A 21,586-nucleotide genomic window follows, 5' to 3' on the forward strand; every position below is an offset into this window, starting at 1 on the left:
GCTTACTCCTGCGAGGCGGCAGGCGCGGCGGCGCCGGCGGTTGCGGGGGTGCCGGCGTCGTGCAGGTCCTCGAGGAGGCGGATCGCGCCCTCGTCCCGGAGCCGGAAGGTGAACTGGTCGGCCGGCCAGCGGGCGGTGCCATCCGCCTCGAAGCCGATCTGCGACGGGAAGTGCTTGAGCACGCGGAAGCGCGCCTCGGTCGCCTCGACGGCGACCGTGGTTTCACCGGCCATGGCTGTGTCCTCGGGGAAGGGAGCGGCGCGGGCCGGCTCAGGTCGTGGGGATGTCGATCTTGAGCCCGATCGGGGGCGTGCCCGGGCCGGCACCGGCCGGGCGGGCGGTGATGACGACGTGCTCGAGGACGTCGTCGAGGTCCGGCTCGTAGTTCGTGCGGAACTGGAAGGTCATCTCGATCCGGCCCTCGCCGAAGTACGAGGCCCCGTCCTGCGGATAGAGGCGGCCGCGCCGGACCTTCGTCACCGCCTCGAACAGCGGATAGCGGTCGGGATCGTCCTCCGCCTTCGACCAGTCGACGCCGCGCACGAAGGTCGGGTCCTGCAGCAACCGCTTGCGGATGCCGTCGGTCGCCGCGTCGAGCTGTTCGTCGAGTTCTTCGGGCGGAGCGTAGCCCACGCAGTACGAGATCCCGATCGTCACCTCGTCCATGAACCGCGGCTCGCCGCAGTTCGCCTCGTCCTCGGGCGTTTCCATCTCGTCCGCGATCACCACCAGGAGGGCGGGGATCTCGTCTTCCTGGAGCTGCGGACGCGCCACACGGCGAAAGCCGGTGACCGGCAGCCAGTCCTGGCCCGTGAGGCGCGCGATGATCGCCTCGCGGATCTTCGTGGCGTCCGATGCCATCACGCCCCCGGGGGTTTCTTCTTGAGGGTGAGCGTCGCCCCGCCTTGGCCATCGAGATCGACGTCGTCGATCCAGAGCGTGCCCTCGTCGGGGTAGAAACCCGAGGCCGGGATGCTGACGGCCCAACCCTGTTTCGGTGGCGCCGGCCAAGCCGAGAGCGCGATCCCGAGGGTGAGCACCCGGGTGTTCATGCTCTTGTCGCCCTCCAGTGAGAGGTCGACGTTGCGCGAGGTCCACACGCCGGTGGCGGCGAAGGGCGCGATCGGCGTCTTGCCCGAGGTCGGCGTCACCGTGACCGGGCGCCCGAACGCGGTGATGCCGGGCCCGAGCGCCAGGGCGGCGAAGTCGATCACGGCCGCTTACTTGGCCTTGCCGTCGCCGGCGAGCGCCTGGACCTCGGGGGCCTTCTTCTCCTCGAAGAGGGTGGCGCGACCGAGCGCGATCAGCGCGTCGGCCTCGTCGGCATCGAGGTCGAGGACGTCACCCGGGGCGAACTCGACGATCTTGTAGTTCCCGCCGGAGCGGTTCCCCATCGTGTCGAAGTCGTACGGCTTGAAGTCCTTGTGGGGGACATGCAGCGTCGCGCCGGCGACGATCTTCTTGGTGGCCATGGTCGGGCCCTCGCATTCTAGGATTGGCGGAAGCGGCGCCACGCGGGCGCCGCGGGATCAGCGGCGCGAAGGCGTCAGGCGACGATCGCGGAGAAGGTCGCGTCGACCCAGCCGAGCAGCGGCAGGGGGGCCGACTGCATCATGGAGAACCATGCGGAGGGGTTGTTCTCCTTCCAGACCTTCGGGAAGCGCGCCAGCGGCGCGAGGCCGGCATCAGCGTCCTGCACGGCGCCGTAGGTGCGGATGCCCTGGCAGCCGACCGGGTTGCCCATGATGACCGAGTTGTCGGGCATGAACTGCTGCACGACGCCGTTGTCGTCCATGTACAGCTGCTGGTACTGGAAGACGTCGAATTCGCCGATGTTGCCGAGGTACTTCACCTCCTCGCCGAGACCGCCGCCGGTGACCTTGCCGGCCAGATCGACGTTGCCGGAGGTCTGCCGGTAGGTGTTCATCACACGGGTAACGCCGGGCGACTGCAGGAACGCGTCGGCGGCCAGCGGATCGAACACGATGGTCCCCGGGTGGAAGCCCGAGTTGCGCTGCACCGTCTTCGCCCAGGTCCGGACGTTCTGGTACGGATCGACGCCGGTCTGGCCCCAGCGCAGGGCGCCGGTGAGCGCGACGGTGTGGTTCGGGTTCCGGTTCAGATCGACCAGCACCGGCGGGTGATCGTCGCCCTGGCAGGTCATGGCGCCCGTCAGCAGCAGCTGCGAGGCCATCCACTCCTCACGGCGGGTGATCTGGTCGTCCTCCAGGACCATGTTGTCGAACAGCGCGAGGTTGAAGCGCTGCATCGGGGTCATGGTGCCGAGCAGCTGCTCGCCGACCCGGCGCTTCAGCATCTTCTGCGGCTCGATGCTGTGCATCGGCTTCACGTATGGAGGCCGGAAGCCCATCGTGGTGTAGCCGCGCGAGCGCTGCGGCTTGCCCTCGACGGTCGGCACCACGAAGGGCGCCAGCTTCCGGGCGCGCTGCACGCGGTCGAAGTAGACCTCCTCGGTGTCGAACACCTGCTCCATGGGGAAGAACAGGTTCAGGAGGACGGGCTTGGCCTTATCGAGGACGCCGAAGGCGCCGAGCAGCTGTGCGGTGGAATTGTAGTCGATCGCCATGATCGCGGGCTCCAAAAGAAAAGGGCCCGCGACGGGGCCCTGCGATCTACCGGGATGGGTGGAAGCGGATCAGCCGAGGGTGCCGACCGAACGCACGTACAGGTGCGAGTTGGCCTGACGCAGAGCGGCCTGCACGGTGGCGATGCTCCAGGAGGCGTCGATCTGCATGATCTCGCCCGCGAACTCGCCCTCGAAGTAGGCCGGCGTCTTCACGTCGGCCGCGCTCGCATCGGTGTCGGCGGCGAGGATTGCGGCCGGAACCTGCGAGCCGTCCGACGCGGTGGCGACGGACAGGATGTACTTGTCGCTCGCGGTGACGCGTCCGAGGAGCGCTCCGCGCTTCAGCGGCGCGCCGGCGAGGTTGGCGCCGGAGGCCAGCGTGACCACGCGCTGGCGGACCGGGAAGGCGCCCGCGAAGAGCGCGGTCGGGTCGTAGGACGCGACGACGTTGTTGGTGCCCATCGTGAGGGTATCCTTAACTGTGCGCTGCGGCGCCGGTTACTTCTTGCCGAGCAGGGCGCGCGCCTCGGCGGCACCCTTCTCGACGTCGCGGGCCGGCGGGGTCGCGCCGCGGTACTCCTCGCCGACGCCCGCGGTGGACGCCGCCGCGAAGGTGGTGGAGCTGCGCTTGGCCTGGCGGGCGGCGAGGCGCTCGAGGACGAGATCCTTGAACGCCCGGACCGAGGTCTCGCCGTTGGCGTGGCGCTCACCGAGGTTCGGGAAGCCGAACTGCTTGGCGATCTCACGGATCTTGGCGCCGCGAACGCGATCGGCGCGCACCGCGGCCTCGGCGGCCCTGCGGACCTCCGCCGGGGTCAGGGCCTTGCGCTTGGCCGGCTTCGGGGCGGCGCGCTCGCCCTCTCCATCGTCCTCGTCGTCGCCGTCACGATCCTCATCGTCCTCGGCATGGTCATCACCGTCACGCTCGTCGTCCGAACCGGCGTCACCGTCCTCGGCGTCGTCGCCATCGCGCTCCTCGTCCTGGTCCTCGTCGCGCTCGGCGTCGCCTTCCGCGTCCTCGTCGGTCTCGGACTCGTCGTCGCGCGCGGCGCGCTGCTCAGCGGCGCGGCGGCGGGCCTCGGCGAGGCGCTTCTTCTCAGCTTCGAGCTCGGCCGGGGACTTGGCGCGCTGGGACTTCGGCTTGACGGGCTTGGTGGCCATGGGGCTTTCTCCTCGGGCCTTCGGGGACGGCCCGGAGGCCGGGGTGCGGGTGACGACCAGACAGGCGCGGAGCTTCGGGCCGTCGCCTTCGGCCTGGTCGGAACGGATCTGAGAGGCCGCGTCGGCCGGGATCGGGACCGCGGAGATCTCCAGCGGCTCCCAATCGACCACGTCCCAGCGGGCAACCGTGCCGTCGTCGGCCTCGGTCTTCTCGACCTTGTGGACCCAGTAGCCGACGCTGACGTTGCGGATGACGCCTTCGCGGATCTTCTGGACCGTGTCGGCGACGCCGGGCGCCTTCGAGAGCTGGATGCGGGCGAGCCCGCGGCCGTCCTCGATCTTGGCCGAGCCGGGCACGACCGCGCCGATGACGTTGTCGCAGCCGTAGGAGCAGTGGCTGTCGAGGAAGGGAGCGCCGAGGTTCAGGCGCTCCAGGCGGATTGCCTTAGGTTCGACCGAGAGGACTTCGTCGTACTCGGTCCCGTCCCACCAGTCGTAGCGCCGGACGCTCGCGCCCGTCGTCCAGACGATCTCGATGGTGTTGCTGTCCGCGTCGAAGCTCTCCGCGCGCACGGCCGCCAAGCGGTCGAACTGCGGGAGCTGCACGACCCCTTCGGCCGCGGGCGGCGCTCCGGTTCGGGCGGGAGAGCTCGGGCTCCTCGCCGGCGTCCTCCTCCTGCTCCGGTTGCTGGACGCCCTTGGCGTTGGTGCGCCGCGGGTCCGAGTCGAGGATGATCTCAAGGTCGTCGACCTTCACGTTGAAGGCGCGGATGCCATCGAGCACGTCGTCGGGGTTGCGCCCCTTCTCGGCCACGACGTCCTGCCAGGTGCGGAAACCGTTGCGGACTTCGAGCGCAGCGGTCTGGGCATCGGCCAGTGGGTCGACCCAGGCGAACTCAGGGGGCGACCACTCGACCGGGATGTACGGGGCGTCGATCACGCCCGCGAGGTAGGCGGCCTCGCACCACCATTCCCAGATCGGCTGGAGCGCCATCTGGATCAGGATCTGCCACTGGATCGTGCCGACGAGGCGCCGGAACTCGACCAGGCCGCCGCGCATCGAGGAGAAGTTCACCTCGGACAGGTCGTTGGAGATCAGCTCGGCCGGCATGCGCCAGCCGGCCGCGATCTCCTGCAGCTTCTTGATCTTGTACTCGCCGTAGCCGCCCACGGCCGAAGGCGCGTTGAACCGGACGTCCTTCGCGCCGTGGAGACGCGGGATCATGCCGGGCTCGAAGCGCTCGACCTCGTTGCCGTCGGCATCCTGGACCTTGATGCCGACAGAGTCCTCGTCGGCGTTCTCGGCACCGACCACGAAGCCGACGATGCACGCCTCGGTCTTCTTCCGGACGATCTCCGCGAGCTCGTAGTCCGCCTGCAGGTTCGTCGGCTCGATCGCCGGCGTGCCCCACGGGACGCCGCGCGTCTGGGTCCGTTGCATCTCGAAGACGTGCAGGACCTCGTCGGCCGGCACCGGCGCCGACACCATCGGCTCGCCGCCGTAGAAGTACGGCAGGTTGCCGGGGTGGTACGGGTAGAGCCAGTAGGCGCGCCGCTTCTGGCTCGCCATGTCGATCTCGACACCCTGGATGGTTAGCGCGCCTTCGTTCAGCACGCCGTTGCGCATCGGGTCGAGGAAGTCGGCCTCGAGCAGCTGCAGCTCCAGCGGCACGTCGCCCTTGCCGCGCTTCTTGACGTACCGGCGTCGGATCAGGGCGTCGCCGCCCTCGACCATTTCCCGGAACATCAGCGCCTGGAGGCCGTAGAAATCGAGCCGCCCGGCGTGGTCGCAGCGGAACGACCAGCGCTGGAACGCCTCCCAGATCTTGCGGTCCTTCGAAGGCGAACCGGTCACCGGCCGGGGCACGATGCCCTCGCCAACGACGTTCGACACGAGGCTCGCCGTCGCCTTGGCGGCGAACGGATTATTGCGCACGAGCCAGCGCGACTTGTCGCGCAGGGTTCGGGCCTCGTTGTAGATCTCCGCGTCTGCCGACCGGACTGGGCCGAGCCACGCGTCGCCGTTCCGGCTGCGCTGCGCGGCCTCGTAGGAGCGCTTGCGCGGGCGAGCGGCGGCGGTCTCCGCGCCCTCGACCTTTATCTCGCCGGCCATCAGCAGCCGTACCCGCGACGATGGTAGCCGCGATCGAAGCTCGCCAGACCGACAGTCGGCACGCGCTGACCGTTCGCCCGGGCCTGCTGCCGCTCCAGGTAGGCGATGATCTGAATCATCTCCTGGAAGGAGCGGTACGAAGCCGATTTTCCTTCATAGGAAACCGTCAGCACGCCCTGCGCGAGGGCGGCCTGCATCGCGGCAATCTGGGCGCTGTAGTCTACAGCCATTTCGATTGCCTCTTGCGGGGTGGCTCCCAATCAGGGGCCTTGGCGGGTTGGGCACGCGTGGCCACGACCTGGCGCTCGACCGCTTGCGGTTTCGCCGGGCCTTCCGTTGCCGCGTGGGCTTCCGAAGTCTCCGCCGGGTCGTCGGGGCCGTCCTCGCGCTCGGGCAGCTTGCCCAGCGCGACGTAACGGCCGCTCATCGCCTGGAGGCCGCAGACGGCGACGTAGGCGTAGACGAAGCACACGCCCGCTTCGTGAGCGGCCTTGGGCTTCTGCCACTCGGTGAAGCCGAGGCGCTGGTGCACCACCAGCTTCTCGCGGGTGAGCTGCTCGAAGTACTCGGCGTCGATCGGGCGCGACCCGCGGGCCGGCTCGATCGGGAAGCGGACGTGCCGCGGGCCCGGGTCGGTGACTGTGAGCGAACCGTAGGCGAAGTCGCGGGCGGCGTTGCCGCCGATCATGTACCAGGACGCGCCGAGCTTCGAGGACGGCAGCCGTGGCCACACCTTGGTGCGGGAGCCTCGCGCCTCGGACTTACCCTTGATCGCCCAGACCCGCCGCTTCCGGCGCTCGGTGCAGAAGGCATAGGTCTCGGCCGTGTGGTGGCCGCCGGAGTCGATGGCGGCCGCCCGCACGCGCAGCTCGGTTCCGTCACCCTTCTTGAAGGTTCGCTTCAGCAGGGCATCGAGGTCGCGCCAGACCTCCGGTTGTGCCGGATCGCCTGGGATGACGAAGTGGCCGATCAGGGCGCATTCGAGCCCGGGACCCCAGCCCCAAACCGCCCCCTCAATTCGAGCGTTAGCGCCGGACTGGACGTCGCCACCGAGCGTCAGGAAGGACACGAAGTCCGGCACCTCGGCGCCGTACTCCTCGCGCCGCTCAAGGAAGACGCCGGGCTTGATCTCCTGTCCGAAGGTCTGCCGGTGCGGCCGGCCGAGGCGAAGGTTATTGAACGGCTGGACGAGGTTCGCCGGGTCCTCCAGCGCTTCCAACCACTCCTGCACGATCACCGGCCAAGCGGCGTTCGCGTTGAGCGACATGCCGGTCCAGAGGTGGAAGCCGACGTGACCGGGCGCCTTCGGCGTCGCCGTCGGGCGCCAATCACCGTGCGCGTCCATCCAGGCCTTGCGGCCCTCGTCGATGATGCAGCCGCAGGTGCCCTGGTACCAGACGGATTTGAGCGACCCGTCTTCGTTCAGGTCCCACTTCAGGCCGTGCGGCGTGTCCTTGCCGCCCCAATCGAGGTACTGCCAGCCGGAAAGCTCGCCGGCGGTCTCCGAGCACTGCGGGCAGGGTACGAAGTATCGCCGCTGGTCCGAGGCCAGCCACAGCTTCCAGACCCGGCTTGTCTCCTCGAGGAGCGGGGTCGAGCCTCGGACCTGCTTGCGGTTGTAGAAGGTCTCGCCGCGGGTCCAGAACAGCTTGAGCTTGTCGCCCTGCGTCTTGGCGCCGGGTGTCCAGCCGTCACCGTCGATCTCGTCGGCGAACATGAACCGGGCGGAGTAGCGCCGGAACGCGTCATCCGAAGCCGCGCCGACGACGCGCACGAGGGCGCCGTTCGACATCTGGTAGAAGGTCGCGGAGTCCTGCTTTTCGCCCTTCCGGACCGGCCGTAGCATACGGGCCAGCACAGGAGTTTCGCGCAGCATCGGCGCGATCTCGGTGGCGCCGAACTCCTCCGCATCATCCTCGACCGGCTGCGCCACCGCGCAGAGCGTCGGCTCCTGGTGCAGGTGGTAGCCGATCGCGAGCGTGGCGAGCCGGGTGTAGCCGACGCGGGCCGCCTTCAGCACGGTGACCAGCGGGATTTCCGGATCGCACATCGCGTCCAGAAGGCCGCGCTGGTAGCCGTAGAGGGTCACCGGGCCGCTCTCGGCGCCGGTCGACTTCGGGATCCGCCCGTACTTTTCCGCCCACTCCGAGCCGCTCATGCGCGGCTTGAAGGCCAGGGCGTCGTCGAATAGCGCATCCAGGTCGCGGCGCATGGCCTCGCGACCGGCCCCGTACCTACCCGGCAGGGGATGGCTGGTCGGCTCCGCTTTCATCGTGGTCCTTGCCGCGCGCGCCGAACCACCGCTGCGCAATCTCCTCGCGAGCGGCCGTGAAGGCGCGGTTCGTTTCGGTCCGGACCATCCCCTCGATCTCGGGGGCGCTGGTCATGGTGGTCGCGCGGGCGGCGACTTTCGAGGCCATGTTCGACAGGCCGGTCTTCAGGACCTGGCAGAAAGCCGCCATGTCGGCGACGACGTCGTGTCTGGACACGACCGCCTTCTGCGCTTCGTCGGCGCCGATCTCCGCGATGGTCGCGTTTGCGATCGCCCGACGACAGTCGGCGTCCTCGCGCTTGGCCTTAGTGTTCTCGTCGCCGGCGCCCGTCACCGCGCTCTCGACGGCACGCTGGATGCGCCAGTCGATCACGGCAGCCGAGTCGAAGCGCCACTCGACGCCCTTGCTGCCGCGCTCAAGGAACGGGCAGCCCTTCTCGACCCAGCCGTCGATCGTGGGCAGGCTGACGCCACAGAGGCTCGCCAACTCGCCGCGATTGATCGGCCGGCCATCAATCGGGCCGGTCATAAACAACAACCCCGATTTCGAAATTTCTCAGAGGGTGGACCGATGGGGTCCGAATTCCCCTCACCGGCACCCCCCTCCCGGAAGGACCCTGGATTTGGCCTGGGAGGGGGGTGAGGCATCCTCTCGGCCCTCTGGCTCGCCCCTCGGGCGCCCGGATGGCCCTCCCGAAGCCTGCGCGGGCCGCTGGCGACCGCCGCCGGATCAGCCCTTGCGGCGCACGTCGTTGACGACGAAGCGCTCCCACGCCGCCCGGAAGTGCTTCCGGTACGCAGCCGGCACCACGGCGCCCGCCTTCTCGTAGTAGGGGAAGCGCTTGGAGTAGCTGACGCCCTTCACGAACAGGAAGATGGGCACCGCCCACTTCTCCTTCTGAAGGTAGATCCCGTCCGGCGCCTTACCGTGGTTGCGGAAGACGATGTACTCGACGTTCCGCCCGACGTTGCGGCGCTTCGAGCGCGCCGTGGTGTTCTGGTACCGATCCGACTGCGCGCCCAGCGCCGAGAGCATGCGGGTGATGAAGGCCCCCGACACGTTGCCGTTGCCGTCCCGCGGGCAGCGCGTGCTGGGCACCGCGAACTCGCCGGCGAGCATCAGACCCTTGCGGATCAGCAGGACCTCGAACCGCTTGTGGCGGCGCGTGCCGCCGGCGACTTGAGGCCCGAGGAACTTCCAGGCCGGGATCGAGCTGCCGCCCTCCTTGAAGCCGAGCTCCGCCTGGAGGCGTTGCTTCGTGGCCGGCCGGACCATCAGGCTGTTGAGCGTGAAGTTCGACGGCTGGTCGAACACGGACCGCATGGTCTCGCGCTCGGCCTCCCGTGCGTCCTTCATCGCGTTGGTCAGTGCGACCGCGGCGACGAACGGCACCTGCCGGGCAGCCCGACCAGCGGCCTCGGCCTTGAGGCCGAACTCGCTGGCGTCGAGCTTCAGCATGGGATCAGCGCCCGACGGTGATGGTCTTCAGCTCGCCCGAGACCGGATCGAGGATCGTCAGCGTCTGCGCGGCCATGGTCAGCAGACCTGCATCGGTTGCGGCACGTCCCGGCTCTGCTGGACGAGGCGCGTGGCCGGCCGCTCGATCGACAGCTCGGCAGCGTTGTCGAGGACCAGGACGGTGACGTCCCGGACGCCGGCGGCCGCGCACATGCGGATCAGGTCGTCCTGCCAGCGCGCGGCCGTCGCTGGCTGCAGCTTCTGCGACGTACGCAGTACCAGGATGTCGCCGTGCCGGACCTCGAGGCGGTCCAACTGGCGGTCGATCTCTTCGGCCAAAGGGCTCACCGGACGATGCGGGCATGCGTGCCCTGGCGGTTCACGTGGGTCACGGCGCCGTCCGTCACGAAGACGTACTCGACCTTGCCCGAGTAGACCTGGTTGTTGAGCAGGTAGCTCACGTTCGAGGGCCACCAGCGCTTGCCCTTCGGCGACGGCACACCGTCGGCGTTCAAGCCGTCGGCGATCGCCTTGAGGGTGCGGCCGGCGCCGTTCTCATCGAAGATCCGGCGCACGATCGGCGCCCGCTCGACGTCGATCAGCAGGCCGCCCTTCCCATCGGACAGGTAGCCGTAGGGAATGACGCCGCCAGCGAAGCCGCCGCGGCCGGCCTTCTGCATCCGGCCGCCCTTGGTCCGCTCGATGATGACCGAGCGCTCCTGCTCGGCCATCGCCGAGAGGACGCCGAAGATGAGCTTGCCCGATGGCGAGCCCGTGTCGATCGCCTCCGTCACCGAGCGGATCGTCACACCGTGCAGCGTGTCGAGCTCGGCCGAGGTGGTGACCGCCAGCGCGATGTTGCGCGCCAGGCGGTCGAAGCGTTTCACCAGGAGCACGCTGAAGCGCCGGTCGGCGGCGAGCTGCAGGACCTGGCTGAAGCCCGGCCGCTCGGCAGGCTTCACGGTACCGGACACACCGGGGTCGGCCAGGACCTGGACGAGGTCGAGGCCGACGGCCGTGGCGTAAGCGCGGATCGCCTGTTCCTGCTCGGGCAGGCTGTTGCCGCGCTGGGCCTGCTCATCCGTCGACACCCGCAGGTAGCCGACGGCGAGCGCCCGGACCTCCTCGCGTTCTGCCGCCTGGACAGCATTCCTACGGAGCGCGCGTCGGGCGCGGGCGCTACTTGCAGCCACCCGCAAGCCCCTGTTTTTGCTATTGTTTTTCGAGGACCTGAGGGCCAATTACTAGACCTTAAGAGGTGTAGTAATTGGCCGGTTTGGCGTGCGGTCTGGACCGGCCAAACCGGGTCCAATCAGGCGGCGAACGCCCGGGCAAAGCCCAGTGCGAACCGGCGGTACCAGGCGCGGAACATCATCGGTCCCGCAGGATCCGACCCCACTCGTCGAGCAGGGTCATCGGCAGCTGGTAGCTCGCCTCGACGACGATCGTGGCCGCGGCCGCGTAGATCGCGACGAGGGACCAGAGGTCGAGGTGGGGGCGCGGCTCAGAGCGCATCGTCACCCACTAGGTCCTCGACGATCGCCTCGCGGTCCTCGTCGGAGTCGGCGAGGCGATGCGCGTGGATCTCCGTCGCGCCGTCAGCCGCGGCGAGCTCGACGGCCTCGGCCATCGTGCCGCGCCAGCCGACGCCGACGATGCGGGCGAGCCCGTCATCACCGCGACGCACGCCGATCAGGACGGCGCCGGGCGCGTCGACGTCGGAGCGGGCCTGGGCCAGCGTGTAGACCGCCACGACGTAGCGGCGGCCGGACTGGCCGCGCCACGCGGAGAGGTCGAGCACCGAGCAGCGCTGCCCGCGCAGACGCTCCTCGCGGATCTCACGGCGTACCATGCGATCCCCTCGGGCCTTGGCGAAGGCGGCGCCCCAGGCGACGCGGCGGTTGGAACTCACGGGCGGGAGCCGCACACCACCTTGGTGTAGCGGCCGTCGCCGAGCAGCTGCTCGCGGGCGACGCTCGTCTGGCCCGTCATGAGACAGGCGAAGACGGAGGGCGTCTTCACGGTGATGACGTCGAGCGCGGTCTCCCGCGAGCACTCGGGCTGGGCCGTCGAGGCGGCGCAGACCAGGATGAGGGCGAAGACCGTGTTCATGCCGAGGGCATCCCGTCGACGGGCAGACAGCGGGCGGTGATCCGCGCGCCGGCCGGCAGCAGCTTCGTGAGGTCGGCGAACTCGGCGATGCGCGCAGCGCGCGTCATGCAGGTGTACTTGTTCTCGGCGCGCTCGCGGCCGAGCACGATCCGGCAGGCCTTCGTGCAGGCCTGGACCTCGATGCGCCAGCCGATGGTCTCGGCGTGGCCGCCGGCCATGGCGCCGAGCAGCATCGCGACCGCCAGCGCCATCTCCAGAATGAGAAGCGCCAGCAGACCGCGGATCGTCATCATCGGTTGCCCTTCGTCGGCATCAGAGCGGCGCACAGCAGGATCACCAGCGCGATCGCCAGGACCTGCGCGGTCATCGGGGAGAGGCAGACCGGCGGCACGAAGGGCGCGATGTGCTCCGGCGCGGGGACGTCGAGGATGAGGCCGTCCATGTCAGGCCTTCTCCGACGCGACGACTAGGCCGATCGCGAGGCCGAGCATCAGGGTGTGTTCGAAGGACGCGGCCGACGGGGGCATCAGCTCGGACAGCGCCTCGGCGATCGCCGGGAGGCGGTCCTGCTTCCCCTCGGCGACGTAAGCGTCCATCGTCTTCAGGATGAGCGGTGCGTGGCGGTCGGGATCGACGCCGAGGCGCCGGCAGAGATGGGTCGCGCGCTCCAGCTCGCGCTCCGCGTGGGCGGCGCGGGCCTGGGCCGGGGTGAGCGGCACGAGCGTCGGCATGGCTTCGTAGAGGCTGAGGCGCATGTCAGGGCGCCTCGCCGCACGACAGGGCGCGGCCGGTGTGGACCGGACGACCGACACAGACCGGTGGCTTGGGATCGCGCCAGGACCGAACCGGGGTCGGCACGGCGCGACGCAGGCCGAGGAGGAGCCCCAGGCGCACGACCAGTCGGGGCATCACAGCCGCCACGCCTGCATGACGGCGCGCGCGTATTCGCGCTGCTCGTCGACGAAGTGGTCGCGGAAGACCGGGAGGCTGAGGCCGGCGGTCACGCGGCGCTCGTCAGCCATGGTGGGCGCGGCCACGACGCGCGTCTGCGCCGCGACCTCGGTGCCCCGCAACTCGCGGATAGCCTCGCGGATCAGGATCACAGCGCCCGGCGAGTGGACGATGACCACCGCGCCATCGTCAGGCAGCGCCTGGACCATCCGGGCGGTCCGATCCGCGCGGCAGAGCTCACCCGGGGTCGGGGATGCGTCGGCCAAGCGATCGGCCATGGGACGCGGCGGCATCGAGGCCGGCAGCCCGATGCGAAGCGAGGTGTCCTGCAGCATCACGTCAGGCCACCACGATCACGAGGGTGCCGAAGCTCATCCGGGAGTAGTCCCCGGAGGCGTGGGCGCGCAGGCACTCCGCACGGCGGCGGAGACTCGGCGTGCAGGCCGAGCAGGCGAGCACCGCGTCGCACATCGCGACGGTGGCCATGCGCTGGCGAAGCGTCATCAGGCGATCCCGAGGCGCTTGTGGCGGATGCGGCGCCATCCCTTGGTCGGGTGCAGCACCATGGTGGCGCCGTGCACCTCCCGTGTGGCGGCGATGCGCTGCGGCGCGATCGCGTTCCAGGCCGCAGCGACACGACCCATGTGGACCGCAGCTACGCTCGACAGGCAGGTCCTGCCGATGAGCGCGGCGATCCGTGCCTCCTGGATGGAGGCGCGCAGCTCGGGGATCATGGGAGGCCTCAAAGAAAAACCCCGCCGGAGCGGGGTTGGGATCTGTGGGTCGGGCGGATCGTCAGACGCGGATGAGGCGTGTGGTCCTGGTTCGCTCGCGGTGGCGCAGGACGGCGGTCGGGATCGGCGCCGGCGCACGACGCGGCGGGCCGGAGGCCTCCTGATCGGGCCAGTGCCCGGTCAGCTCGCGGTAGAACCGGCGCAGGCCGTCGCGGATCTCGTCGCGGTCGACCATGAACGCCTCAGCGCTGTGCCGATGGCTCGGCATCTTCAGCCGGTCGGCCTTGCTGCAGAGCTGCCGGAGGCGCTCGGCGATGTCGCGCTCGGTCATCACCGGGCGCTGTGCGCGCGCGTCATGGTGGGGATCATAGACGATCGCCTCCTGCACCGCATCGCTGAAAGGGGGCCGCGATGACGTTCGCAGGCGACGGCTCGTTGACCCCAAGAGCGAGGGGACCTGTGTTTCACGCCGTCGGTTCGGCGGCCCTTCCGGGCATCGTGGAGGGTGAGACGTCGGCCTTCACACCCGCGGGGCTGAAGCGTGGAGCCCGGAAGCTCACGCGGGGTCCGCGATGATGTGCGCCTCGGTTCTGTCCTCTCGGCCGCCCGTGACGTGCGGCCATATCCCGTGTTTCAGGGATCGAGGGGCGTGAACACAACGTGCGGCAAGCTTGTCCGGGGGCACGAAGCGATACCCGAACCCGGCTTTGTGAGGCCGCTATCGGCTTTGTGAGGCCGCTATAGGTCAGACTGTCAGGGTCAGAGCGGGCGAAGCTGTCCGCTTCAGAGGTCGGCCGCCTCGGTGAGATCAGCGCTTCATGGCTGGCCTCCCTGAACGACAACGGCCCCGCGCGGGGTTTCCGCCGGGGCCGTCTTAAACTTCTGCGCTGTCCATATGCGTCAAGCGACAAACCGCAGTCAAGTCCCATTCGACAGGGCCAGATCCGTCAGTCCCCCTCGATCCGCGAGGCGATCTCATCAGCGCTTCTTCGGAGGGTGCGCGCGCCTGTAAATGCGAGGACCATGCTGACAATTGCACCCACCGCGTAAGCTTGGTCCTCAAAAGAAAAAAACTCGCCAGACGTTATCTTGCTGGAAATGTACCCCATTTTCGTTATCGCACCGAGATATGGGATGAATATCCCGCCGAGCATCAGGCCAATGGACAGATTATTGTACCAAGTAGCCTTTAGTTTCTTGCGCTCGTTGTCCGCGGCCTTGCCCATCCCACAACCCTGCAGCGTGTATCTTCGCCGCTCGGTCTCGGCGCCGCGGCAGCATCTACTATAACCGGGGTACCAACCATACTCCCAGGCAGATCCTCGTGCTGGGGCCGCCGCAGCTAAGCGATCAAGCTGTCGCGGACTGCGCCGCCGGAGCTGCCTTCGGCTTGCGCGGGCTGCTCTTCCGGCGATGCGACAGCAGGTAGTTCACGACCTGGTCGACGCGCTGCTCGCGTAGGCGCTTGCGACTCGACGGGTTGTCCAGGATCCGCTTTGGCTTCGCCGCATCAGTCTCGCCGGCCCAGGGGCGCTGGGCGGCCGCTGGCGGCAGCACGGCGATCGACGCAAGCTTGCCGGAGAGTTCGTGCGCCAGCAGGTCGAGCCCGGCCCACCATGCCGCGTATTCGGCCCGTTCGATCAGGATCGACTTCGGATCGTCCCACTCGATCACGCAGTAGGCCCCACGCGGATACCGATCCTTGCCTTCGGCGCCCACACGCTCCTCGATGATGTGGGGGCGCAGCCGCCCTTCGGCATCGGTCTTCATGACGGTGCGCTGGATCATTACCACCGGTCGACCACGCTTCTCGTCGACCAAGGCCGCCGGCTCCGGAGATGCGGCGAAGGTCGGGCGCGCGCCGAGCCGGGCCCGGATCCGCACGATGTCGACGAGCTGCTCCATCGCCCGCACCATCGGCCCTTGCTGGTCCTGGCCCGCCGGCAGATCCGGGGCGAGTCCAAGGTCGCCGTCGAACCGATGCTCGGCGAAGCGGGAGAGCCCAAGGACAGCAGCCTCGACGATCAGCGCGTCGGGATGCGGCTCGCCCATCGCTGCCGGGAAGCCGGGCTCGCGGGAGAAGTTCTCGATCCGGCCGCCGTGCTGGGCCATCGCGAACATCGGGCAGACCGAGGGGAACTCGCGCAACCGGAACGAGCCGTCGTCCTCGCGCCGCTTCGGCAGCTCGTCGACGAACGCCCAGCGCAGCACGTCCTCGATGTCCATGACGCGCTTGTTCGGCGTCTCCGGACGACGGGTGCCGATCGGCGGGGCGTGGACGCGGCTCTGACGGATGCCGCCGGCGTGGCGACCGGGTGAGGCGCGCCGGGCCGGCGCGAAGGCGTGGGTGGTGCTCTGCGACTGCGTTGTTGCCGGCACGGTGGGTCCCCAGTGCTGTGCCGGTTCGATACAAAGCGGCAGCACGCGTTGATCCGCCGCTGGTTTTCTCAGTGTCAAGATGAATTCAGTTTGGCTTGACTGCGGATGATCGCCGCGTTGATGCCGGCCGCGATCTGCTCGGCGGCCTCATCGCGCAGGCGGTAGGCTGTGGCGGACGATCCATACTTCAGTGGTCGTCCCCGAATTGCCTCCTGAAAGCTTCCGCCCTCGGCACGGCACTTGGCCCACAGCAGCAGAAGGTCGCGCTTCTTCGTCCAGTCCGGATCGGCGATGTTGAGGTATTCGTTGAGCCAGTTCAGCGGCCGGATCTCGGCAGCGCTCCGCGTTCGCGGGTTCGTGGCATAGGCCCGCTTCATCCAGAGCAGCACGTCGCCACTCGTCCAGCTTGGGGTGTGGCCGAGGGCGGGGTCGAGTGGTGGACCTTCCTGGCGGAGCGGCATCTTACGCGACGAGGCGGTCCTGATCGCCGCCAGCCGTTCCTAGCATGTTCCCTGGTGCGGAACCGTGGCAGCTCGGCAATGGTCGGCTTGCACAATGTCGGATCAAATGAAGGGGATCTCAATTTTGATCCGGCGGCTTCTGCCCCTCCCAGGGCGCCGAGTGCGGTTCCTTCATCGCGATCAGGTCATCGGGGAAGCGGGTCGTTTCTCGGTGTAATCGACATTCCCAACGCCCTCACCATTCTCGATCATCTGCTGGCGATGGGTTTTCAGATCTTGCGGGGCCGGACGAATGTCCGGCCTCGTGGCACTGATTATGGTGCTCTTCCATCAGCCTGAAATTTGCATGCCCGGATTTCGCAATTCGCTGAGAGGGGCGGCTCTGAGGCGACGGATGTTGGGTTTGGTATTTCAGATATTTACATCATGCATAAATGTTCAGTTGGCTTCCTGATGCTTCACGCACTTGCTCCACTCCATTTCAAAACTATCCTGACGTCCGCGATTGACGTTCTTATGATAACCCTTCTGTATCGTTTTCGTGATCTCCCTCACCCAATCCGCGTCTTTTATCTTTCCCCTATAATCAAAATCCTCGCCAAAACTCTTACTCTCTTCATTGATGTCTACAATAATATCAGAAATGAATATGGAAATAGCTCTTCGGAATGCATTACTGAGCTTCAGGTCTCGCACGTATAATTCCGGGTAATCGATTATTTCTTTGAACTTAGTATCTTCGCTAAGCATCTCGCGAAGAATGTACATTAACATATATCTAGTGAGTTTATATTGCGCGAGCAGCGGCTCTTTGAATTTGATTAATTGCGCCTTGATTTCATCATCTATGACCCTCAGCATCACAATCCTGTCTGCGGTAACGTATGGCCTTCCGAAAAGAGCGCTATGCTTATCTTCGAATACTTCATACTTCCGATGTGTGCCCCACGGCTCTTTAAGATCAAAGGCCATGAGGTACAGGCCGGCCTCTTCGTTTGAAATAGGCTCGCCCGCGGCCGAGGTCTCGCCACGCTTGATCTCAAAAATATACCGATCCTTATAGTGTTGCGCGAATTCGGTGCGCAGACGAATTTGAATAGCGTTATTGGACTTAAAATCCCTGGAACGAACCCCATTCTGATTGTTTGAATATTCGGTAATCTGTTTTGCCTCGTCGGAAGTTGGGTCCATTTGGATGAACTTCGTCAGCAGCTTCAGATCGTCAGTGATAGCGGACTTATTCCCGTGAAGAGATGTCACGCTTTGGCATCCGTTGACAACGTAGTAGCCGCCAATTTCGATCTTCTCTTCATCCATCTTTAGATGCTTTGCTATTACTGTAATGCCATTATGGAAAAGCGGAAAATTCCGATGAGTAGAGCTATCTTTAACGCTTTTTACGAGGTCTTTATTCACACTCGTCCGGCCTAGTGGCCCGCGAACATTATATGTAAAGAGAGATTGATCTTCGATGCCGTCTAGTTCTACTAACTCGCGTGCTCGTATGGGAGCGATGACCGCTTTGGTGCCGGTTCCGGCAATGTGCTCCGCGCACTTGACCCCAAATACGTCGAAGGTAACTATTTTTTGCTTGGGAAGATCGCGTTCATCGGAGATGTAATTTGCCAGTAGTTCTTTTTTCCCGACAAACGCGATCTCCTTATTGTGCCGGTCCAAGAAATCAGCGCCGTTTCGGTCAAGATCTATGTTGGCAACAAATTCGCCATGCAATTCATAAGAAGGTAGTTTTTCTAGAAGACCAGAACGCTTAATCAACTGAGCAACTTGAGCCATCCCCGCAGTCTTCATGAGATGCTCTGCCGTTTCAACAGATTGGAATTGTCGAAGCGTTCCGAGGAAATTGCGAAGGGCGAAATCTCCCAACGCTGTGTCCGATCTATGCGAAACCTTTGACTGAAATATTGTTATCGTCTGATTGTTGTCGTTAATGAATATTCCGTCTACGCCCTTGTCGCCCGGTTGGTCGCAGACTGCATCGACGGCCTCGACGTCTTCAAGGCGATAATATTGTTCCAAATACCAGATTAGGAACGATGCACTTTCTGAGCGCTTAGGAGCCATGTGCTCACGAAAATTTTCAAGTAACGCGGGATAGTCGACATCGATCGCCATAGTTGGACCTTGGACGGCGCTGCGAAATAGCCCCATCCTGTCATGCGGATATCGAAGCCGGCAAGGCCGCTGTTGGAAGCACGACCGATCGCAAGCTTTGTTGCAGGAGGCTGTCATGCCTCCTCGCTTTGCAATGGCAGCATGGAACTTGTGAATGCGCTCTGCAGACCTGGCCTAGCGCAGGCAAGGTGCTGCCCCAAAAACGCGTTCATTCCGCCGCCTGCCGCGCCGCCTGTGCGCCGGGTACGCCCAGCCCGATCGCCTTCGCGAGCGCCGAGCGCTTCGCGGCGTAGCCCGCGGCGACCATGGGATAGTCGTCGGGCAGGCCGAAGCGTGCGCGGTAGCCCGCCGGGGTCAGGCCGTGGGACGTCAGATGCCGCTTCAGCGTCTTGTACGGCTTGCCGTCGAGGAAGCTGATCAGAGCGTCGGGCTTCATCGACTTGCGGATCTCGGTGGCTGTCAGGCGAAAGCCCTCGGGCTTGTCGGTCGCCACAGCCGGCGCCGGCTCCTGGAGCGCGACTAGGCCATCGCGGACGGTGCGCATGAGGCTAGGCAGATCGGTCGCTGATACGGCCTGCCGGCTGACGTAGGCCGCCACGATGCCGGCGGTGAGGCTGAGGATGTCGTCTTGGGTGTCGGACACTGGAGAGCTCCTGTGGGGATGTGAGGCCGGGGGATGCGCGCCGGCCTGGCGCGTCGGCTCAGTGGACCTCCTCTTCGTGGTCGACGGGGATCGGCACCCGCAGGCCGATCTTGCGGGCGAGCTCGTCGCTGATCGGGAGTCGGCCCCACATGGCTTGGCCGCGACCCTGCGCTTCGGCCTCGATCCGGGCTCGCTGGCGGAAGCGATCGTTCGCGCGGGCCATGGCCGCCCGCTCGGCGGAGATCTCCTCCTCCGTCTGCTCGGTGATCACGGCCTCGCCGCGCAGCTCCGCCTTCACCGTCTCCCAGTGAGCGACAGCGTTCGCCCGGTCGTCGTCGGTGGCGCCGGTGTCGTAGAGCTCGGCGCCGAGGATCGCCTCGACCCTCGCCAGCTCGGTCTCGAGCGGCAGGGTCTCGTACCGGCACTCGGCGACGACGTCGGTGTCGGACGGGCAGCCCTTGCCGTCCCAGAGGCAGTGCCAGCCGGGCTGGCGGAACCGGAGCCGGGCTCGCTCGATCGCCCAGGTCGGCTCGCCGGCGAGGGCCTGGGCGTAGAACCCGACCTTCGTGGTGAGCTCCTGCGCGTCGGCGCCGAAGTTCGCCTTGCTGGCGATCAGGAGCATGATCTCCCGGTTCGCCTCCGGCCCCGGTGTCGGGACGAGCGCGTGCCGCAGCTCGTCCCGCCGGTGCTCCAGCCAGTCTTGCTGCGTCCGGTTAGGCGCCGAAGCGACGGGCAGACGCTTGCGCCGGAAGGAGCCCGGCGTGTCCTCCAGCCGGTTCGTGAACTGCGCGATGAAGCGATCCGACTCCCGCGTCGGGAGCAGCGGGAGCACGGCCCGACTGTAGGCCGAGGACATCGAGGAGGTCGGCAGGCTCATGGGGCAATCCAATCATCTCGGCGACGAGGGCGAGTCCGCCGTTCGTGGAGCGGCGGGGCGAAGCGGATGCGGTGGTGGAGCGGCGGGTCTCGCGGGCGGCGCGCTCGGCGGCCTCGCGGAGCGCGGTGTCGAGGATCCCGTCGAAGGCCAGCGCCCAGTCGGACTTCCGGGCGATCGGCCGGTGCGCGTTGGCGTGTGACCAGCGATGCATGCTGGCGGCGGTCTGCCGAACGAAGGCGGCGTCGAAGCCGAGGGCCTCGGCGGCGGCGTAGTGGCGCCCCTCCGGCGCGAATCCATCGGGACACAAAACAGCCCGGGGAGAGGGAGCCCCCTTGGGGGCCGTGGCCGCGTGAGCGGACGCGGGGGGGAGCGACGAGTCCCGAGTCTCTCTCCTGGAGGATTCCCTTCTGGTGGATTCCTTCTGGGGGATTCCTCTAGGGGTGACAGCAGTGTCACCCTCGGGGGTGACTGCTGTGACACCCCCGAGGGTGACTGGATCGGGCGGCGGTATGGGTGACTGTGTGTCACCCTCCCCGCGCTTCGGCCGGCCGCTCGATCGGGGCGGCGACAGGTCGTTCGCCGCCGGCCGCGGTACGCCCGGCAGGTAGAGGACGAACAGGTTCTCCCGCTGCCGGCCGGTCTCGGCGTGGCGCTGTTCGACCCGCAGGATGCCGAGGTCCTCCAGGACACGGATCTTGCGCTGGACGGTCCGGACGGACTGCGAGCACTTGCGCGCCAGCGTCTCGACCTTCGGCCAGGCCTGCCCGGTCTCGGCGTGCGCATAGTCCGCGATCACGAAGGCGACGAGCTTCGCGATCCCGTCCGGGATGTCCGTCTTCATGACGTAGTGGATGGCCTCGATACTCATGGGCGGTGCGCCTTCGTTCAGGCAAAGCTTCATTGGCCGGCCGCGAAGCCTGTCCGGCTCCGGGCACGCGAACACCCGTCGCTGAAATCGCTGCTCGCGAACGGCGGTCGGGTCGGCGGGGCGGTGTGAGACGCTCGCAACACGGGACCGAGCGAAGGCCTCCGCCGAAAAAGACGGCGTCTGGAGGCGGCAGCTCAGGACCTGCGGAAGGCCGGATCTCGTCCGGACCGGGCGGCATCAGTCGGGCACGAGGCGCGGACCTGACGCAGGGCGAGCGAGGATCTGATGTCCTGGCGCGGGGGACCGCGGGGCAAGGGCCAGAGCTGTGGGTTCATGGCTGGGCGGCTCCGCGCGTCAGACGGCCGGCAGGACGGTGGGCGCCGGCACGACCAGGTCGGAGCCGGACGTCACGGTCGGTGCGGCGGTGGCCTCGGTAACGATGCCGGCAGCAGGCGCGGGCGTGTCGGCCGCGCCGGCGCCGATGCGCGGCGTACCGCCCGCGCCCTGGTCAGGCCCGATCAGGTCGAGCCGCCGGAGCGTGTCGAGCTGGCGAACCCCGGCGAGCGCCAGGCAGTCGAGGATGCCGAGGTTGTTGATCCGGATTGCGCGCGAGGTCGGAGATGGATCCGCCTCGAGGGCGTCGTTCTTGACGCGCAGGTCCTCGGCGATCTCGACCAGCAGCTCCTCGAGCTTCCGGCCGGTCGGGTTGCCGGCCGACATCAGTACCTTGGTGGTGGGCGCGCTCATCGATGACCTCGGGAGGGTTGCCGCGCGGGCGCGGTGGGGCGGCCGGTGAGGGCCGGGAGCGGATTCAGAGTCCGAGTCGCTTGGGAGTC

The 21,586-nt window shown here is 67.2% G+C and carries 33 protein-coding genes; all 33 read right to left on the minus strand.

The window, feature by feature from the left end; all coding sequences use genetic code 11:
- Positions 1-2: 2 nt before the first annotated feature.
- Positions 3-233: a hypothetical protein gene (locus BLT59_RS04205; protein WP_091776844.1), complete on the minus strand. Its 231-nt coding sequence runs from the start codon at positions 231-233 to the stop codon at positions 3-5.
- 37 nt (positions 234-270) lie between these two features.
- The gene (locus tag BLT59_RS04210; protein ID WP_139173934.1) at positions 271-864 is read right to left on the minus strand and encodes a hypothetical protein; all 594 of its coding nucleotides are present in this window, start codon (positions 862-864) and stop codon (positions 271-273) included.
- Entirely contained in the window at positions 861-1,214 is a 354-nt protein-coding gene (locus BLT59_RS04215; protein WP_091776847.1) for a head-tail joining protein, read from the minus strand. Before BLT59_RS04215 ends, BLT59_RS04210 begins: the two co-directional genes overlap by 4 nt.
- Positions 1,215-1,220: 6 nt before the next feature.
- A complete protein-coding gene (locus tag BLT59_RS04220) occupies positions 1,221-1,472 on the minus strand; it encodes a hypothetical protein (protein WP_091776849.1) in 252 nt (83 codons plus the stop codon).
- Positions 1,473-1,546: 74 nt separating this feature from the next.
- A complete protein-coding gene (locus BLT59_RS04225) occupies positions 1,547-2,587 on the minus strand; it encodes a major capsid protein (protein WP_091776851.1) in 1,041 nt (346 codons plus the stop codon).
- Between the two features lie 69 nt (positions 2,588-2,656).
- A complete protein-coding gene (locus BLT59_RS04230) occupies positions 2,657-3,049 on the minus strand; it encodes a head decoration protein (protein ID WP_091776853.1) in 393 nt (130 codons plus the stop codon).
- 36 nt (positions 3,050-3,085) lie between these two features.
- Positions 3,086-4,285, minus strand: a complete 1,200-nt coding sequence (locus tag BLT59_RS04235) for an HK97 family phage prohead protease (protein WP_280141032.1) — start codon at positions 4,283-4,285, stop codon at positions 3,086-3,088.
- Positions 4,194-5,861, minus strand: coding sequence for a phage portal protein (locus BLT59_RS31690; RefSeq protein WP_091776857.1), 1,668 nt, complete (start codon positions 5,859-5,861; stop codon positions 4,194-4,196). Before BLT59_RS31690 ends, BLT59_RS04235 begins: the two co-directional genes overlap by 92 nt.
- Positions 5,861-6,091, minus strand: a complete 231-nt coding sequence (locus tag BLT59_RS04245; protein WP_091776859.1) for a phage head-tail joining protein — start codon at positions 6,089-6,091, stop codon at positions 5,861-5,863. Before BLT59_RS04245 ends, BLT59_RS31690 begins: the two co-directional genes overlap by 1 nt.
- Positions 6,082-8,073 (minus strand): terminase gpA endonuclease subunit, encoded by a 1,992-nt coding sequence (locus tag BLT59_RS04250; RefSeq protein WP_210185965.1) that lies wholly within the window; start codon positions 8,071-8,073, stop codon positions 6,082-6,084. The genes BLT59_RS04245 and BLT59_RS04250 overlap by 10 nt, the downstream gene beginning before the upstream one ends.
- 22 nt (positions 8,074-8,095) lie before the next feature.
- Positions 8,096-8,662, minus strand: a complete 567-nt coding sequence (locus BLT59_RS04255; protein ID WP_091776863.1) for a terminase small subunit — start codon at positions 8,660-8,662, stop codon at positions 8,096-8,098.
- Positions 8,663-8,863: 201 nt separating this feature from the next.
- Complete coding sequence (locus BLT59_RS04260; RefSeq protein ID WP_091776865.1) at positions 8,864-9,592, minus strand: hypothetical protein; 729 nt, start codon at positions 9,590-9,592, stop codon at positions 8,864-8,866.
- Between the two features lie 78 nt (positions 9,593-9,670).
- The gene (locus BLT59_RS04265) at positions 9,671-9,931 is read right to left on the minus strand and encodes a hypothetical protein (protein ID WP_091776867.1); all 261 of its coding nucleotides are present in this window, start codon (positions 9,929-9,931) and stop codon (positions 9,671-9,673) included.
- Between the two features lie 5 nt (positions 9,932-9,936).
- Entirely contained in the window at positions 9,937-10,785 is an 849-nt protein-coding gene (locus tag BLT59_RS04270) for a recombinase family protein (protein ID WP_091776869.1), read from the minus strand.
- A 178-nt stretch (positions 10,786-10,963) separates the two neighbouring features.
- Positions 10,964-11,113, minus strand: a complete 150-nt coding sequence (locus tag BLT59_RS31125) for a hypothetical protein (protein WP_175543920.1) — start codon at positions 11,111-11,113, stop codon at positions 10,964-10,966.
- Complete coding sequence (locus BLT59_RS04275) at positions 11,097-11,444, minus strand: hypothetical protein (RefSeq protein WP_244513833.1); 348 nt, start codon at positions 11,442-11,444, stop codon at positions 11,097-11,099. Before BLT59_RS04275 ends, BLT59_RS31125 begins: the two co-directional genes overlap by 17 nt.
- Positions 11,445-11,500: 56 nt before the next feature.
- The gene (locus tag BLT59_RS04280; protein ID WP_091776871.1) at positions 11,501-11,704 is read right to left on the minus strand and encodes a hypothetical protein; all 204 of its coding nucleotides are present in this window, start codon (positions 11,702-11,704) and stop codon (positions 11,501-11,503) included.
- Positions 11,701-11,997, minus strand: coding sequence for a hypothetical protein (locus tag BLT59_RS04285; protein WP_091776873.1), 297 nt, complete (start codon positions 11,995-11,997; stop codon positions 11,701-11,703). The genes BLT59_RS04280 and BLT59_RS04285 overlap by 4 nt, the downstream gene beginning before the upstream one ends.
- Positions 11,994-12,146: a hypothetical protein gene (locus BLT59_RS31130; RefSeq protein ID WP_175543921.1), complete on the minus strand. Its 153-nt coding sequence runs from the start codon at positions 12,144-12,146 to the stop codon at positions 11,994-11,996. The genes BLT59_RS04285 and BLT59_RS31130 overlap by 4 nt, the downstream gene beginning before the upstream one ends.
- 1 nt (position 12,147) lies before the next feature.
- Positions 12,148-12,459: a hypothetical protein gene (locus tag BLT59_RS04290; protein ID WP_091776875.1), complete on the minus strand. Its 312-nt coding sequence runs from the start codon at positions 12,457-12,459 to the stop codon at positions 12,148-12,150.
- 1 nt (position 12,460) lies between these two features.
- Complete coding sequence (locus BLT59_RS31135; RefSeq protein WP_175543922.1) at positions 12,461-12,613, minus strand: hypothetical protein; 153 nt, start codon at positions 12,611-12,613, stop codon at positions 12,461-12,463.
- Positions 12,613-12,990, minus strand: a complete 378-nt coding sequence (locus BLT59_RS04295) for a hypothetical protein (RefSeq protein ID WP_139173937.1) — start codon at positions 12,988-12,990, stop codon at positions 12,613-12,615. The genes BLT59_RS31135 and BLT59_RS04295 overlap by 1 nt, the downstream gene beginning before the upstream one ends.
- 4 nt (positions 12,991-12,994) lie before the next feature.
- On the minus strand, positions 12,995-13,159 hold the full coding sequence (locus BLT59_RS31140) for a hypothetical protein (protein ID WP_175543923.1): 165 nt from the start codon (positions 13,157-13,159) through the stop codon (positions 12,995-12,997).
- Entirely contained in the window at positions 13,159-13,389 is a 231-nt protein-coding gene (locus BLT59_RS04300; RefSeq protein WP_091776880.1) for a hypothetical protein, read from the minus strand. The genes BLT59_RS31140 and BLT59_RS04300 overlap by 1 nt, the downstream gene beginning before the upstream one ends.
- A gap of 61 nt (positions 13,390-13,450) precedes the next feature.
- Positions 13,451-13,777 carry a hypothetical protein gene (locus BLT59_RS04305; RefSeq protein WP_091776881.1) on the minus strand — a complete coding sequence of 109 codons (327 nt, stop codon included), beginning with the start codon at positions 13,775-13,777 and terminating at the stop codon, positions 13,451-13,453.
- A 559-nt stretch (positions 13,778-14,336) separates the two neighbouring features.
- The gene (locus tag BLT59_RS04310) at positions 14,337-14,615 is read right to left on the minus strand and encodes a hypothetical protein (RefSeq protein WP_091776883.1); all 279 of its coding nucleotides are present in this window, start codon (positions 14,613-14,615) and stop codon (positions 14,337-14,339) included.
- A 124-nt stretch (positions 14,616-14,739) separates the two neighbouring features.
- The gene (locus tag BLT59_RS04315; protein ID WP_091776885.1) at positions 14,740-15,768 is read right to left on the minus strand and encodes a hypothetical protein; all 1,029 of its coding nucleotides are present in this window, start codon (positions 15,766-15,768) and stop codon (positions 14,740-14,742) included.
- A gap of 74 nt (positions 15,769-15,842) precedes the next feature.
- Positions 15,843-16,157: a hypothetical protein gene (locus tag BLT59_RS04320; protein ID WP_091776887.1), complete on the minus strand. Its 315-nt coding sequence runs from the start codon at positions 16,155-16,157 to the stop codon at positions 15,843-15,845.
- 510 nt (positions 16,158-16,667) lie between these two features.
- Positions 16,668-18,362: an AIPR family protein gene (locus BLT59_RS04325; protein WP_175543924.1), complete on the minus strand. Its 1,695-nt coding sequence runs from the start codon at positions 18,360-18,362 to the stop codon at positions 16,668-16,670.
- Positions 18,363-18,570: 208 nt separating this feature from the next.
- Positions 18,571-19,005 carry a Ros/MucR family transcriptional regulator gene (locus tag BLT59_RS04330; RefSeq protein WP_091776890.1) on the minus strand — a complete coding sequence of 145 codons (435 nt, stop codon included), beginning with the start codon at positions 19,003-19,005 and terminating at the stop codon, positions 18,571-18,573.
- A gap of 58 nt (positions 19,006-19,063) precedes the next feature.
- The gene (locus BLT59_RS31145) at positions 19,064-19,627 is read right to left on the minus strand and encodes a hypothetical protein (protein ID WP_175543925.1); all 564 of its coding nucleotides are present in this window, start codon (positions 19,625-19,627) and stop codon (positions 19,064-19,066) included.
- A gap of 91 nt (positions 19,628-19,718) precedes the next feature.
- Positions 19,719-20,750, minus strand: a complete 1,032-nt coding sequence (locus tag BLT59_RS04335) for a helix-turn-helix domain-containing protein (RefSeq protein WP_175543926.1) — start codon at positions 20,748-20,750, stop codon at positions 19,719-19,721.
- 354 nt (positions 20,751-21,104) lie between these two features.
- Positions 21,105-21,497, minus strand: coding sequence for a hypothetical protein (locus BLT59_RS04340; RefSeq protein WP_091776894.1), 393 nt, complete (start codon positions 21,495-21,497; stop codon positions 21,105-21,107).
- Positions 21,498-21,586 lie beyond the last annotated feature (89 nt).

The organism is Methylobacterium sp. UNC378MF (genome assembly GCF_900103195.1).
Lineage (GTDB): Bacteria > Pseudomonadota > Alphaproteobacteria > Rhizobiales > Beijerinckiaceae > Methylobacterium.

Bases quoted from the DNA above. Each gene is read 5' to 3' on its own strand.
- BLT59_RS04290 (WP_091776875.1), bottom strand. From the start codon at position 12,459: ATGCGCCTCAGCCTCTACGAAGCCATGCCGACGCTCGTGCCGCTCACC.
- BLT59_RS31690 (WP_091776857.1), bottom strand. From the start codon at position 5,861: ATGGCCGGCGAGATAAAGGTCGAGGGCGCGGAGACCGCCGCCGCTCGC.
- BLT59_RS04335 (WP_175543926.1), bottom strand. From the start codon at position 20,750: ATGAGTATCGAGGCCATCCACTACGTCATGAAGACGGACATCCCGGAC.
- BLT59_RS04220 (WP_091776849.1), bottom strand. From the start codon at position 1,472: ATGGCCACCAAGAAGATCGTCGCCGGCGCGACGCTGCATGTCCCCCAC.
- BLT59_RS04285 (WP_091776873.1), bottom strand. From the start codon at position 11,997: ATGATGACGATCCGCGGTCTGCTGGCGCTTCTCATTCTGGAGATGGCG.
- BLT59_RS31140 (WP_175543923.1), bottom strand. From the start codon at position 13,159: ATGACGCTTCGCCAGCGCATGGCCACCGTCGCGATGTGCGACGCGGTG.
- BLT59_RS04250 (WP_210185965.1), bottom strand. From the start codon at position 8,073: ATGCGCCGCGACCTGGATGCGCTATTCGACGACGCCCTGGCCTTCAAG.
- BLT59_RS04255 (WP_091776863.1), bottom strand. From the start codon at position 8,662: ATGACCGGCCCGATTGATGGCCGGCCGATCAATCGCGGCGAGTTGGCG.
- BLT59_RS31145 (WP_175543925.1), bottom strand. From the start codon at position 19,627: ATGCTCCTGATCGCCAGCAAGGCGAACTTCGGCGCCGACGCGCAGGAG.
- BLT59_RS04230 (WP_091776853.1), bottom strand. From the start codon at position 3,049: ATGGGCACCAACAACGTCGTCGCGTCCTACGACCCGACCGCGCTCTTC.
- BLT59_RS04295 (WP_139173937.1), bottom strand. From the start codon at position 12,990: ATGCTGCAGGACACCTCGCTTCGCATCGGGCTGCCGGCCTCGATGCCG.
- BLT59_RS04325 (WP_175543924.1), bottom strand. From the start codon at position 18,362: ATGGCGATCGATGTCGACTATCCCGCGTTACTTGAAAATTTTCGTGAG.
- BLT59_RS31135 (WP_175543922.1), bottom strand. From the start codon at position 12,613: ATGCCCCGACTGGTCGTGCGCCTGGGGCTCCTCCTCGGCCTGCGTCGC.
- BLT59_RS04260 (WP_091776865.1), bottom strand. From the start codon at position 9,592: ATGCTGAAGCTCGACGCCAGCGAGTTCGGCCTCAAGGCCGAGGCCGCT.
- BLT59_RS04275 (WP_244513833.1), bottom strand. From the start codon at position 11,444: ATGGTACGCCGTGAGATCCGCGAGGAGCGTCTGCGCGGGCAGCGCTGC.
- BLT59_RS04300 (WP_091776880.1), bottom strand. From the start codon at position 13,389: ATGATCCCCGAGCTGCGCGCCTCCATCCAGGAGGCACGGATCGCCGCG.
- BLT59_RS04245 (WP_091776859.1), bottom strand. From the start codon at position 6,091: ATGGCTGTAGACTACAGCGCCCAGATTGCCGCGATGCAGGCCGCCCTC.
- BLT59_RS04340 (WP_091776894.1), bottom strand. From the start codon at position 21,497: ATGAGCGCGCCCACCACCAAGGTACTGATGTCGGCCGGCAACCCGACC.
- BLT59_RS31130 (WP_175543921.1), bottom strand. From the start codon at position 12,146: ATGGACGGCCTCATCCTCGACGTCCCCGCGCCGGAGCACATCGCGCCC.
- BLT59_RS04280 (WP_091776871.1), bottom strand. From the start codon at position 11,704: ATGAACACGGTCTTCGCCCTCATCCTGGTCTGCGCCGCCTCGACGGCC.
- BLT59_RS04225 (WP_091776851.1), bottom strand. From the start codon at position 2,587: ATGGCGATCGACTACAATTCCACCGCACAGCTGCTCGGCGCCTTCGGC.
- BLT59_RS04310 (WP_091776883.1), bottom strand. From the start codon at position 14,615: ATGGGCAAGGCCGCGGACAACGAGCGCAAGAAACTAAAGGCTACTTGG.
- BLT59_RS04205 (WP_091776844.1), bottom strand. From the start codon at position 233: ATGGCCGGTGAAACCACGGTCGCCGTCGAGGCGACCGAGGCGCGCTTC.